Below are 12,797 nucleotides of genomic sequence, written 5' to 3'. Positions count from 1 at the left end.
TGGCACGGCGGGACCGGATGCGTTCGCGCCGGTGGTCATCGGACCCTGGTCCGCACCGTCGTGACCAGGTATGCGCACAACAGCGCAGCCAGCGACAACGTCATTGCGCTACCGACCGGTTGGACGACGATCCGGACCGTGGCCAGTAGGTAGCGGTCACCTCCGAAGGGCCACTGCACCAGCAGCACCTCCCGCATCCGCCCGGGGATGCCGGCCGCCGTTCGCACGGCCGGTCCGCCCAGCACCCACCGCAGGACGGGGACGAGGACGACGGGGACGGCGAGGACGGCGGCGAGACCAGCCGTGGTGGACCGGAAGACCCCGGCCGCCAGCACCCCGGCCCAGGCGCAGCCGACCACCAGAGCGAACCAACTCGCGCTCAGCGAAAGCCAGTCCGAGGGGACCTGGGTCAGTTCCCGACCGTAGACGAGGTAAAGCACCTCGGCGTCGCAGCCCACCGTGAGGAAGGCGAGCATCAGTCCGGTGGCTCCGGAGACGAAGAGTTTGGCGGTGAGCAGCCCGAGCCGACGGGGCACGGTGCCGCGGTCCGCCGCCAGGGCGGGGTGACGGAACTCGTCCCCGAAGGCCAGGGCCCCGAGCAGCCCCGCTGCGAGCGCCGCCGGCGGGAGCGGCAGTTCCCGCGGCCACGCGGCGAAGAGCCGAGCCTGTGGGGTGTGGCCGATCCGGGCGAGGAGGACGGCGGTGAGCGCGGACACCAGCAGTGCGGCCCCGCAGGTGAGGAAGCCGGTGCCGATTCCCGCGGCGCGCCGCAGTTCGTAGCGCAGCGGGCGCAGGGGGCCGCGAGCGGTGCGGACGGAGAGGGGAGGCGGGAGGGGGGACTGGGCGTCGAGGGTGCGGGCCGTCTCGGCGAGCGAGGCCGACGGCGATTCAGTCCGGGACCGCCTGCTGCCGGGATGCCCGGTGCCCGGTGTCCGCGCGCCGGGGACAGTGCCGACGGCGGGGGCATCGACGGCGACCGCCGTCGTGACATCGGTTCTGACTCGTGCGCCGAGGGCGGTCTGCGGGGAGTCGGTCTCCGCAGAGGGCACGTCCGGTCGGGTATCGGCGGCGACGGCGGAAACGTCGGCGGCCGCCGTGTCGGCACCGCCCTCGGGTGCCTCGGCGACGGCAGCGGCGCCGGCGGGCGTACGTCCTTTCGCGGATGCGGCGCCGGACTTCGAGCCCTCCGCCTGCGTTCCCTCGGCCGTGTCCGCGCTCCCGGGGAGCGCGTCGGGCGTCCCCACGGACACCAGGCTCGGGCCGTCGGCGTTCTGCTCCACCGCGTCGTCCGGCAGGGAGACACGGGACACCGATCGCTTGCGCTCCTCGGAGTGAACAGCGGGCACCGCCGACGCGGGTGCCGCGTTCCTCCCCTGCGGCGACGAGCCGGACGCGGCCTGCTTCCACCCCTGCGGGGAGTGGTCCGGGACGGCAGTGCCCCGCCCGGCGGACGGCGGCTCCCCGTCCGTGCCCACCCCGCCTCCGGATCCCGGTCCGGGACCCATGTCGCCTACCTCGTCGGCGAGTTGATGGACGAGGATGCCGTGCCGGAAGGCGATCTCACCGACGTCTGCGGTCGTGCTGCCGTACACCGAGAGGCGATTGCCGGTCTCTCGCACGACCTCGACGGAGCGCTGGGCGGTACGGGCCTCCTTGGTGAGCACGGCCGCGAGGCGGGCCGCATAGGGGCTGCGGACGGCCACGCGCGGGCGCAGCCGGGTACGGGCGAACTCCCTGCCCTCCTGATCCGCGGAGAGCCTGCCGCCGTCGAGGGTCACGACCCGGTCCGCCGTGCGAGCGGCCTCCTTCGGGTCGGCCGTCGTGAACAGCACGGTGCCGCCCTGGTCCGCGTGCGCGCGCAGCATGCCGTGCAGCCAGCGCGCCTCCCGGGCGGACAGGCATGCGGTGGGCGCGTCCAGCACCAGCGTGTGCGGGTCGCCCAGCAGCGCGCAGGCCAGTCCGAGTCTGCGGTCCATGCCACGCGACAGGGTCCCGAGGCGTTCCTCACGGAGGCTGACGAGACCAACGACTTCGAGCACCTCATCCGCGCGGCGGACAGGAACACCCGCCGCCGCGCACAGCATGCGCAGGTGGCCGCGGACCGAGCGGGCCGGATGACCGGGCACGTCCCCGAGGAGCACGCCGACCTCCCGTGACGGATGAGCGATCCGGTGCAGGGGCCGGCCCCGGAAATGGGTGATGCCACGGCCCGGTTGCAGTTCGAGCATCAGCCTGAGCGTCGTCGTCTTGCCCGCTCCCCCGGCGCCGTGGAGCGCAGTGACATGACCGGCGCGCGCCTCGAAGGAGACGTCGTCGACGGCGGGCGGGTGCGCCTTGCGGGGGTTGCTGGTCAATCCGAAGGCCTGGATCACCTGCAGCAAGATAGCGCGCGATGTCCGGATTTCCTGGTATCCCCCTATCTGTTCTTCCGTGGTGCGCAAGTCGAGAGGTCCACGCGTCCGCCAATAGGCGGAAAGGTGCCTGCCGCGCCCTTGTCGACACCGGCCCAGCGGGTGCCGGGGTCCCGCGCCGGTCAGACCTCTGGACGGAGCATCGGCGGGTTGAGCAAGGTGGCGCCGCCGGCCCGGAAGAGCTGGGCCGGCCGGCCACCCTGGCGGGTGGTCGTACCGCCGGTGGGCACGAGGAATCCAGGTGTCCCGGTGACCTTGCGATGGAAGTTGCGCGGGTCGAGGGCCACCCCCCACACGGCCTCGTAGACCCGCCGCAGCTCCCCCACGGTGAATTCGGGCGTGCAGAACGCGGTGGCCAGCGAGGAGTACTCGATCTTGGATCGGGCCCGCTCGACCCCGTCGGCGAGGATCTGGGCGTGATCGAAGGCGAGCGGTGCCACTGCTTCGCCGTCGCGGCCGTATCCGCTCTGCTGGAGCAGCTCCTCGACGGGCGCCCAGCGCGCATTGCTCGCGTCGCCGCCCGCCCGGGGCGCGGGCAGATCCGGGGCGAGCGCGAGGTGGGCCACGCTGACGACCCGCATCCGGGGGTCCCGCTTCGGGTCACCGTAGGTGGCGAGCTGTTCGAGATGGGCGCCGTTGTCCTGGGCCGGAGCCGCAGGGTCATGGGCGCGCAGCCCGGTCTCCTCGGCCAGCTCCCGCGCCGCCGCCTGGGAGAGGTCCTCGTCGGCCCGTACAAAACCGCCGGGAAGCGCCCACCGCCCCTGGAACGGCGCCTCACCCCTGCGCACCGCCAGCGCACACAGCGAATGGCGGCGCACGGTCAGCACGACCAGGTCCACGGTGACGGCGAAGGGGGGAAAGGCTGACGGGTCGTAGGGCATGCGGCGATCATAGTCGTCTGCCTGACGATAAACACTCCCTTCGCCGGCCGTCCCGGAACCGGATCCACTTCGTTCCGGTATGAGCGCGATACGGACTCCCCCTCCTCGTGCCACCGGTGTCGCACGAGGTCAGACCCCTGTACCGGGCCGTGTGGCAGGGGACGGCCCGGAGCGCGTCCGGCGCATCCGCGTCCTCACCCGGCTCAACCCTGAGCTCTCATCCGTCACCCGTGCCGCCTCAACCCCTGGCTCTCATCCCTCGCCCTCGCTCTCTCGTTCTCCTCCGGCCGCCGCAGTGCCGCGGGACATGCCCTCACCCGCCCCCACGCGGGCCGCGCCCGGCTTGGCGTCGCCCGGCCGGGAAGGTCCGGCGCCCGACGCCCGGGGGTGGGAGCCGGCCGGGCGCCGGTGCCCTTCGTCCCCTCGTGCCGGCCGGGCGGTGCCGTCGACGGACCCTGTGGTCCGGGTCCGGCGCCGACGCCGTGAGCCACCGGCCGCCGGGGCGCGCTCGGCACCGGGACCGCCGGGCCGTGTGGTGGCGCCGGATCCTCGGGCAGGGGTGGACGACGACTCGTCGCACGCGGCCCCGGCCGCCGGGACAGGCCGTTGCTCCGCCTCCCGCTCGACGGGCCGCTCGCGTTCGGCGCGCAGACAGCGGCGGATCGACTCGGGGTCGAGCCCTTCGTTGCAGGCCTGGTGCAACAGCCGGGCGAACAGGTAGTCGGGGTCGGCGCCGAGGGCCATGGCGAGGGCCTCCCGGGCCTCCAGCTCGTCGCCGGAAGACCAGGCGACCCAGCCCGCCAGGGTCAGCGGAGCGGCCGCGTGCTCGCCGTACGGGCCCACGCAGCGGCGGGACAGCGCCCGCCAGAGCCTCAGGGCCGGACCGGCGTCGTCGCCCTCCATCCACGCGGCCGCGCGGTCGCGAGTCGTGCGGTCCTGAAGTCCGAGGATCAATGCCGCCGCCTCGTCGTGCGCGAGCAGGCCGTCGTCGCGGAGGTCCGCCTGATGGACACCGGACGCCGGCGCAGCCGCGGCGAACCGACGGATTACCCGGTCGGCGAGACCGAGGGTCTCCTCGGCGACGCGCACACGTTCGGCGTCGTCCAGAATCCGGGGCACCAGGGACATGCCTGCCGCGTCCAGGGCTACCTCCTGTTCCAAGGCCGCGCCCGTCTCCCAGGGCAGCAGCCTGGCCCGCAGCTCACGGAGCGTGCCGCGCACCTGGATACCCGCGTAGGTGGCCGCGGCGGCCAGCACCGAGGTGCCGGGCAGACCCATCGGTGTTCCATCGTCGGGGCAGCACCCCTTGACCGGACAGCAGTACGACCAGAACCGGCCGTCCGCGACGCACAGGGCCTCGATCACCGGCACGTCGAGCCCGCCGCATTCGGTGCGCAGGAGCTGGGCGAGCGGCGCGAGCCGCTTCATGACGTCCCGGCCCGTCTCGCCCGCGGCCGGTTCCTGGCAGACGTAGGCGACCATCTGCTCGGGCCGGGTGCCGCGTCGTTCACTGCCGGCCACCAAGCCGCGGGCCAGCTGCCGGGCGGCCTCCGGCCAGTCCTCCCGGCTCGCCGGGATACCCAACCGGGCGCGGCCGCCGAACCTGCCGCGGCCCTCCCGGTCGTGCAGGGCGACCAGCACCATGCTGTCCTCGGGGCGGTAGCCGAGCAGGTACGGCAGGGCGTCGGCCAGCTCGGCGGGGGTCCGCAGGGTGACCTGGGGGTCGTGGGCGGACTGGTCGTTCGGTGGGCCGCCCAGCGGCTCGTGCCCCGTGAGGTCACCGTTTTCGAAGGGTCCGGTCGTTTCGCCGTGATTCGTCATGCGCCGACGATCTCGCGGATACCGGGATCCCGCTTGAGCCTGTGGACAACTCGAATCAGGGACACGACAAGACGCGCGACCGAGTGACCCGCGCTGCACGCGATTTTCCACGGTCCGAGTGCGGTGGATGGCCGCACTCCACCTCGGTCCCGCCCGATTGTCAGTCCCGTCCTGTTGTATGGGACGCATGGAGCACACCAGCAACGCGGACCTCCGGGCGCAGGCCGACGCCGTTCTCGCCCGGCTCGTCGGGGACACCACGGCAACGGCACGGCTGCGTGAGGACCAGTGGCGGGCGATCGAGGCGCTGGTCGCCGAGCGGCGCCGGGCCCTGGTCGTGCAGCGCACGGGCTGGGGGAAGTCCGCGGTGTACTTCGTGGCGACGTCGCTTCTGCGGGCCAGAGGCAGCGGGCCCACGGTGATCGTCTCCCCGCTGCTCGCGCTCATGCGCAACCAGGTGGAGGCCGCGGCGCGTGCCGGCATCCACGCCCGGACCATCAACTCCGCGAACACCGAGGAATGGGACGGCGTCCAGGCCGAGATCGAGCGCGGCGAGGTCGACGTGCTGCTGGTCAGCCCGGAGCGGCTGAACAACCCGGACTTCCGCGACCAGGTCCTGCCCAAGCTCTCCGCGGCGACCGGACTGCTCGTCGTGGACGAGGCCCACTGCATCTCCGACTGGGGGCACGACTTCCGCCCGGACTACCGCCGGCTGCGCACCATGCTGGGCGAGCTCCCGCCCGGTGTCCCCGTGCTGGCCACCACCGCCACTGCCAACGCCCGCGTGACCGCCGACGTGGCCGAGCAGCTCGGCACCGGCGGTACCTCGAACGCCCTGGTGCTGCGGGGTCCGCTGGACCGGGAGAGCCTGAGCCTCGGTGTGCTGCGCCTCCCGGACGCGGCGCACCGGATGGCCTGGCTCGCCGACCACCTGGACGACCTGCCGGGCTCCGGCATCATCTACACGCTCACCGTGGCGGCCGCCGAGGAGGTCACCGCGTTCCTGCGCCAGCGCGGCCACACCGTCGCCTCGTACACGGGAAGGACGGAGAACGCCGACCGGCAGCAGGCCGAGGACGATCTGCTCGCCAACCGGGTCAAGGCGCTGGTCGCGACGTCGGCGCTCGGCATGGGATTCGACAAGCCGGACCTCGGGTTCGTGGTGCACCTCGGTTCGCCGTCCTCCCCCATCGCCTACTACCAGCAGGTCGGCCGCGCGGGCCGTGGTGTCGAACACGCCGAGGTGCTGCTGCTGCCGGGCAAGGAGGACGAGGCGATCTGGCAGTACTTCGCCTCGCTCGCCTTCCCTTCCGAGGACCTCGTGCGCCGCACTCTGGACGTTCTCGCCCGGGCCGACGGGCCGCTGTCCCTCCCGGCCCTGGAACCGCTGGTGGAACTGCGCCGCTCCCGGCTGGAGACGATGTTGAAGGTCCTGGACGTGGACGGAGCGGTGCGGCGGGTCAAGGGCGGCTGGATCGCGACAGGGCAGCCGTGGTCCTACGACACCGAGCGGTACGACTGGGTGGCCCGGCAGCGCGGGGCCGAGCAACAGGCGATGCGTGACTACGCGTCCACCACGGGCTGCCGGATGGAGTTCCTGCAGCGGCAGCTCGACGACGAGGGCGCCAAGCCCTGCGGCCGCTGCGACAACTGTGCGGAACCGCGCTTCAGCGCCGACACCACGACGGCGGCGCTGGACGCCGCGCGCGTCGACCTGGGGCGTGCCGGGGTCGAGGTGGAGCCGCGCCGTATGTGGCCGACCGGGCTCCCGGCGATCGGGATCAGTCTCAAGGGCCGCATCGCGGCCGCCGAACAGGCCTCGCCCGGGCGGGCCCTGGGCCGGCTGTCGGACATCGGCTGGGGTAACCGGCTGCGGCCCCTGCTGGCATCCCAGGCTCCCGACGGGCCGGTGCCCGACGACGTGGCGCGAGCCGTGGTGGACGTACTGGCCGACTGGGCGAAGGGGCCAGGCGGTTGGGCCCCGGGGGCGGCCGACGCCCAGGCCCGGCCGATGGGTGTAGTCACCGTCGCCTCCCGCTCCCGGCCTGTCCTGATCGGCTCACTGGGCGCCCGCATCGCCGAGGTCGGCCGGCTGCCGCTGCTCGGCTCCGTGGAGTACGCCGGGGACGCGCCCCGGGTGCCGCGCAGCAACAGTGCCCAGCGGCTGAAGGCTCTCGACGGCTCGCTGACGTTGCCGCCCGCCCTCGCCGCCACGCTCGCCGAGGCGCGTGGTCCGGTCCTGCTGGTGGACGACTTCACCGAGACCGGCTGGACCCTGGCCGTCGCGGCCCGCCTGCTCAGAAAGGCCGGTGCCGAAGGCGTGCTGCCCCTGGTGCTGGCCGTCCAGGGGTGACGGCGCACCCCGCGAGCCCGGTCGGCACAGCTCGCGTGCGACACAACGTGCCCGGGCCGAGCCTCACAGGGGTCGCCGGCGACCCCTGTGGGTAGGGATATAAGCCACGCACCACCAGATAAGCGTCGGCGGCCTCAATTGCTCGTTGCCGCATCCAAGTTCGACAGGAAGAATTGAAGTCCGCTCCCCGCACGGCTCGCCCACGATCCGTGGGCTTCGCCGCGGTGCGCGCTCCCACGAACCCGACCTCGCCCGCAGTGTGGGCGCGTAGCCGAAGGGAGGAACGTGACCTTCGGATTCGCCTCGTCCTCGGCGGCCTCCTTGTCGACGTCCGCGTCCGCCGCTTCCGCCAGTCGCCTGCTCGAGCCCGCGGAGTGGGCAGCCGCCGGAATCCCCCTGCTGCGCAACCCCCGTGAGGTCGTAGGCGGTCTGCACGCCCGCCATCGCCCCCGGCCTTCCATGGCGGTCGTCGCCGTCCTGGATCCGGAGGAACGGCTGTGCGCCAGCGCGTCGTTCATACGGCGCCCCGCGCCGGCCGACGGCTGGATGTTCCGCAACGCGCTGCTGGACCAGCTGCGCCGGGTCATCCCGCACGACCTGCGCCGCCGCACGCCGGTACGCACCGCCGTGCTGCTCTACTGCCGTGAGGGCGAAGCGCGTTGGACGGCGGAGGACGGCGCCTGGATGTGGGGGCTGCGTGACGCCTGCACGCTGCACGGGCTGCGCTGCGGGGCGTACATCACCCTGACCGGCGACGGCTGGCAGGTACTCGGTGAGGGCCGGGGTGGACGCCATCCGAACGCCCACTCGGAACCCGAGTCCTTCGCCATGTCGCAGGCCCCGCCGCTGCCTCCCCGCACCGGTGGCCCGGTCTCCGAAGTCCTGCGCCGCGCGGCTGCCCGCTGACGCGGGCACGCCCGAGGGTCGGACCTTCGGGTAGGGCCAGGGTGCGGCGGGGCACGGAACCCCCCGCGCTACGGCGATGCCGGGAGGGCTGCCGTCCCGCGGGCTGCCCACCGCGCTGCCACGGACAGGCGCGGGTCCACACCGCTACTTCGGACGCTCGCGAACGGGGCCGTTCAACGCGCGCGAAACCGCCGCCGCCGGTTGACCGGGCATGCCGAAAGCCGCACCGTACGTATGTCGCCGGGGCGGCTCTTCGTCATACCCGGCCCCGAGGGGCCCGGACGTTCCTCAGACGCCCGCGCCCAGCACCGCGTTGATCTGCTGCGGGTCACCGCAGACGATCAGCAGCGCTCCGGCCCGCGAGTGGGCCAGTGGGAGGGCGGTGGCGGCGGACTCACCGTTGACGGCCACGACGACCACGGGGCGGGTCGCGGCACGGGGGGCGTGGACGGCGTCCGTGTAGAAGACGTCGTCACCGGAGTCGTGCTGCTTCCAGTAGGAGGCTTCTCCGAAGGACAACTCGTGCTCCGCCCAAGGGTGCTGGGAGTCGGTGGTGACCACCAGCACCTCTCCGGGGGCGCGGCCCGAGTCCAGAAGCAGGTCCACTGCCTCTTCGGCGGCGTCGAGCGCGCCCTCGACCGAGGCGGGGATGAGCTGGATCTGCGGAGTCGCCGGTGAGGCGGCCGGAGCCGTGGCGGCGGGAGCGGCCGGGCCCGACGGGGCCGGCTTGACCGGGGCCGTGTCACGCGAAGCGCGCTGCACCGGCGGCGCGGGCCGCGGGGGGCCTGGACGACCGGGGCGGGACGGAGCCGCGGGACGGGGGCCGGGTACGGGGCGTGGGGTCGGCGCGGTGCGGGGACCCTGGGCACTCTCGTGAATCTGAGGCTCCTCGGGAATGAGAGGCATGAGCTGATTTTTATCAAACGTTGGTGCGGCATGGTTGGCCGGGTGGCACATCAGTGCGAGCGGAACCGTCAGAAGTCGAAGCCGAGCTGGCCCTCGATCTCCGGAACGCTTCCTTCCGTCCAGCTGCGGACCTTCTTGAGGTGCCGCCACTGGGGCAGCGCATCAAGATACGCCCACGACAAGCGGTGGTACGGGGTGGGCCCCCGTACCTCCAGTGCCGCCTTGTGCACGGGCGACGGATATCCCGCGTTGTCCGCGAATCCGAAGTCTGCATGGTCGACACCCAGTTCGGCCATCATTTTGTCGCGCTGCACCTTGGCGATCACCGACGCCGCCGCGACGGCCACGCAGGACCGGTCACCCTTGATGACCGTGCGTACCTGCCACGGGGCGCCGAGGTAGTCGTGCTTGCCGTCCAGGATCACGGCCTCCGGGCGGACCGGCAGGAGCTCCAGGGCGCGGACGGCGGCCAGCCGCAGCGCGGCGGTCATCCCCAGGGCGTCGATCTCCTCGGGCGTCGCATGCCCCAGGGCGTAGGCCGTGACCCACGACCGCAGTATCCCGGCCAGTTCCGTACGCCGCTTCACGGTCAGCAGCTTGGAATCGGTCAGGCCCTCGGGCGGCCGGCGCAGTCCGGTGATCGCCGCGCAGACGGTGACGGGGCCGGCCCACGCACCCCTCCCCACCTCGTCGACACCGGCAATGACCTTCGCTCCGGTCGTGGCGCGCAGGGAGCGCTCGACGGTGTGTGTAGGTGGTTCGTACGGCATGGCGCCCTTAGGTTACGCCGCCGGTGGGACCACGCGACACCCCGGCCCCCAAGATCGGACCGGGGGCGCGCCCGACCCCCCTCAGGACCCGTGCCGCCGCAACAGCGGCATCATCAGCCGGTCGATCATCTCCTCAAGATCCTGGTCGCTCCATTCGCTGGCGCACATCTTGGTCCGGTACATCATCATCGCCGGGACGGCGTCGAAGACGTAGCCGTTGTCGGCGTCGGGGCGCACCTCTCCCCGCCCGATACCTCGGATTACGACCTCCCGTAGCTGCTCGATCATCGGCTCGACCACTCCGTCGAAGATCACACTGTGGAAGCGCTCGACCTGAGCCGGATCGCATTCGTGAATGACGGCGCGCAGGGCGAAACCGGGAAGCGAGAACATGGCGTCCCGCGCGCGCCGGCACAGGGCCAGCAGATCCTCCCGGACGCCGCCGAGGTCGGGGACCTCCTCGACGGGGGGCAGTCCGGCCTCGAGGGCGTGGGCGACCAGATCTTCCTTGGAGGGCCAGCGGCGGTAGACCGCGGCCTTGCCGGTCTGGGCGCCGGCCGCGACACCCTCCATCGTCAGACCGCTCCAGCCGACCGTGCTGAGCTGCTCCAGGGTGGCGTCCAGGATCGCGCGCTCGAGCACCGCGCCGCGCCGACGGGGGGAGGCCGCCTGAGCGGGAGCGGCCGTCCAGCGCGAGGTATCCATCTGTGTTTCTCCAGCATGCAAGGGGAAGCGGGGGTTCCGGGGCGGGGCCGCGTCACGTCGCAGCAAGGGGGACACGACACGCGACGCGGAATTAAGTGAACGCTTGCGTTCACTGTTGGGGACTCACTACCGTTGACGCGAAAGTGAACGCGAGCGTTCACTAAAGCCTTTGTGGGGGACCCATAGTGACAACCTCTCAGCTGCTCCAAGAACGGCAACCGGGCGCGGCCCGCCGGGACGGGCATCCCGGCATCGCGCTCACGGTCATCGCGGCCTGCCAGCTCATGGTGGTACTCGACGCGACGATTGTGAACATCGCGCTCCCGCACATTCAAGACGCTCTCAAGTTCAGCACCACCGACCTCACTTGGGTGGTCAGCGCCTACACGCTCACCTTCGGCGGCCTGCTGCTGCTCGGCGCGCGGGCCGGCGACATCCTCGGCCGGCGCCGGGTGTTCATGGCCGGCATCCTGCTGTTCACCTTCGCCTCGTTGCTGGGCGGGCTCGCCCAGGAACCCTGGCAACTCCTCGCGGCGCGCGCTCTTCAGGGAGTGGGCGGCGCGATCGCCTCGCCCACCTCGCTCGCCCTGATCACCACCACGTTCCCCGAGGGGCCGGAGCGCAACCGGGCCTTCGGCGTGTTCGCCGCCGTGTCCGCAGGCGGTGGTGCCATCGGCCTGCTGGCGGGCGGGATGCTGACCGACTGGCTCGACTGGCGGTGGGTGCTCTTCGTCAACGTGCCGATCGGGCTGCTGATCGCGTTCCTCGCCCCGCTGTACATCAGCGAGTCCGAGCGGCACCCGGGACGGTTCGACATCGCGGGCGCGCTCACGTCGACGGCCGGCATGGCCACGCTGGTGTACGGGTTCATCCGCGCCTCGGAGGAGGGCTGGCGGGACGGTCTCACCCTGGGGTCCTTCGGCGCCGCGGTGGTGCTCCTTCTCGCCTTCGTCTTCACCGAGCTTCGGGCCAAGGAGCCGATCACCCCGCTCAAGATGTTCGCCGACCGCAACCGCTCGGGCACGTACGTGATCATGCTGAGTCTCGCTGCGGCGATGTTCGGCATGTTCTTCTACATCGTGCTGTTCGTGCAGAACGTACTCGGCTACAGCGCGATCGAGGCGGGCCTCGCCTTCCTTCCCGTGACCTTCGCGATCGCGGTCGGCGCGGGTCTGTCCCAGCGCTTCCTGCCCACGCTCGGACCCAAGCCCTTCATGATGACCGGCTCGGCGCTCGTGGTGATCGGACTGGTGTGGCAGACCTTCATCACGCCCGAGAGTTCCTACCTCGGCGGCGTGCTGGGACCGATGGTGGTGTTCGGCTTCGGCATGGGCCTCAATTTCGTGACGGTCACCGTCACGGCCGTTTCCGGTGTGGCGCAGCACGAGGCGGGAGCGGCCTCCGGGCTTCTCAACGCCACTCAGCAGGTCGGTGGTTCGCTGGGCCTGTCCATCCTGACGACCGTCTTCGGCTCCGCGAGCACGGACGAGGCGAAGAAACAACTGCCGAGGTTCCTCGCCGACGGTACGCCCGAACAGAAGGCGCAGTTCGTCAGGACGCAGCAGCTGCCCGCGCCCTGGGGGCATGAGGTGCTCGCTCACGGGATCTCCGCGGCCTTCGTCCCGGCCGCCGCCATGGCCGTGCTCGCGTTCCTCACCGCCTGGCTGGTGATCAGGGTGCGCAGAAGCGATCTCGAGGCCCTCGCCGGCACGGCGGGTCCGGGCATCGGCTGACCGGCCCACGGCCTCGTGGAACCGCGGCCGGCCGGACCGCAGCCGGGGGAACAGGACACGCTGCGGTCCGGCCGTCCGCACCGCCCGGACGGCCACGACCAGGGAGACCAGTAGCGGGACAAGCACGGCCGGCACAGCGACGGAAACCGCCATCACCCGCACCCCTCCCGCCGTTCACCTGCCCGGACAGAGCCGTGGGGGGGGGGGGGGGGGGCGGCCGGCGGGGTAGGGAAGACCGGGTAGGGCACCAAGGGAACCCCCGGCCCCCAGGCGGGACGGGGGGGCGGGGGGGGGGGGGGAGGAGGGGGGGA

Annotated in this window: 9 protein-coding genes; 3 read left to right on the top strand and 6 right to left on the bottom strand. The window is 72.4% G+C overall.

Features of this window, described 5'->3' with window-relative positions; translation table 11 throughout:
- Positions 1 to 35 precede the first annotated feature (35 nt).
- The 3 genes from ACWCPN_RS15885 to ACWCPN_RS15875 form a co-directional block, all read right to left on the bottom strand.
- Entirely contained in the window at positions 36 to 2,381 is a 2,346-nt protein-coding gene (locus tag ACWCPN_RS15885) for an ATP-binding cassette domain-containing protein (RefSeq protein ID WP_451206099.1), read from the bottom strand.
- A gap of 152 nt (positions 2,382 to 2,533) precedes the next feature.
- On the bottom strand, positions 2,534 to 3,292 hold the full coding sequence (locus ACWCPN_RS15880; protein ID WP_451206096.1) for an NUDIX hydrolase: 759 nt from the start codon (positions 3,290 to 3,292) through the stop codon (positions 2,534 to 2,536).
- 252 nt (positions 3,293 to 3,544) lie between these two features.
- The gene (locus tag ACWCPN_RS15875; RefSeq protein WP_451206093.1) at positions 3,545 to 5,113 is read right to left on the bottom strand and encodes a DUF4192 domain-containing protein; all 1,569 of its coding nucleotides are present in this window, start codon (positions 5,111 to 5,113) and stop codon (positions 3,545 to 3,547) included.
- A gap of 187 nt (positions 5,114 to 5,300) precedes the next feature.
- Here ACWCPN_RS15875 and ACWCPN_RS15870 point away from each other — a divergent pair, with 187 nt between their 5' ends.
- Positions 5,301 to 7,466 carry a RecQ family ATP-dependent DNA helicase gene (locus ACWCPN_RS15870; protein ID WP_451206090.1) on the top strand — a complete coding sequence of 722 codons (2,166 nt, stop codon included), beginning with the start codon at positions 5,301 to 5,303 and terminating at the stop codon, positions 7,464 to 7,466.
- A 285-nt stretch (positions 7,467 to 7,751) separates the two neighbouring features.
- Positions 7,752 to 8,372, top strand: a complete 621-nt coding sequence (locus ACWCPN_RS15865) for a hypothetical protein (RefSeq protein WP_199212282.1) — start codon at positions 7,752 to 7,754, stop codon at positions 8,370 to 8,372.
- A 288-nt stretch (positions 8,373 to 8,660) separates the two neighbouring features.
- On the opposite strand, the gene ACWCPN_RS15860 is transcribed toward ACWCPN_RS15865, so the two are convergent.
- The 3 genes from ACWCPN_RS15860 to ACWCPN_RS15850 all read right to left on the bottom strand — a co-directional run bounded on the left by ACWCPN_RS15860 (position 8,661) and on the right by ACWCPN_RS15850 (position 10,753).
- A complete protein-coding gene (locus ACWCPN_RS15860; protein WP_451206087.1) occupies positions 8,661 to 9,278 on the bottom strand; it encodes a hypothetical protein in 618 nt (205 codons plus the stop codon).
- 68 nt (positions 9,279 to 9,346) lie between these two features.
- Positions 9,347 to 10,048 carry a ribonuclease HII gene (locus ACWCPN_RS15855; protein WP_199212281.1) on the bottom strand — a complete coding sequence of 234 codons (702 nt, stop codon included), beginning with the start codon at positions 10,046 to 10,048 and terminating at the stop codon, positions 9,347 to 9,349.
- Positions 10,049 to 10,129: 81 nt separating this feature from the next.
- Positions 10,130 to 10,753 carry a TetR/AcrR family transcriptional regulator gene (locus ACWCPN_RS15850; protein WP_365129895.1) on the bottom strand — a complete coding sequence of 208 codons (624 nt, stop codon included), beginning with the start codon at positions 10,751 to 10,753 and terminating at the stop codon, positions 10,130 to 10,132.
- Positions 10,754 to 10,938: 185 nt separating this feature from the next.
- Here ACWCPN_RS15850 and ACWCPN_RS15845 point away from each other — a divergent pair, with 185 nt between their 5' ends.
- Positions 10,939 to 12,486 (top strand): MFS transporter, encoded by a 1,548-nt coding sequence (locus ACWCPN_RS15845; protein ID WP_451206084.1) that lies wholly within the window; start codon positions 10,939 to 10,941, stop codon positions 12,484 to 12,486.
- Positions 12,487 to 12,797 lie beyond the last annotated feature (311 nt).

The organism is Streptomyces sp. NPDC002386 (assembly GCF_053593175.1).
The sequence above is the reverse complement of the archived record's forward strand: the minus strand, read 5'-3'. Positions and strand labels throughout refer to the sequence as shown.

Excerpts from the sequence above, each read along its gene's own strand:
- ACWCPN_RS15880 (WP_451206096.1), bottom strand. The coding sequence starts at position 3,292 with ATGCCCTACGACCCGTCAGCCTTTCCCCCCTTCGCCGTCACCGTGGAC.
- ACWCPN_RS15875 (WP_451206093.1), bottom strand. The coding sequence starts at position 5,113 with ATGACGAATCACGGCGAAACGACCGGACCCTTCGAAAACGGTGACCTC.
- ACWCPN_RS15870 (WP_451206090.1), top strand. The coding sequence starts at position 5,301 with ATGGAGCACACCAGCAACGCGGACCTCCGGGCGCAGGCCGACGCCGTT.
- ACWCPN_RS15860 (WP_451206087.1), bottom strand. The coding sequence starts at position 9,278 with ATGCCTCTCATTCCCGAGGAGCCTCAGATTCACGAGAGTGCCCAGGGT.
- ACWCPN_RS15855 (WP_199212281.1), bottom strand. The coding sequence starts at position 10,048 with ATGCCGTACGAACCACCTACACACACCGTCGAGCGCTCCCTGCGCGCC.
- ACWCPN_RS15850 (WP_365129895.1), bottom strand. The coding sequence starts at position 10,753 with ATGGATACCTCGCGCTGGACGGCCGCTCCCGCTCAGGCGGCCTCCCCC.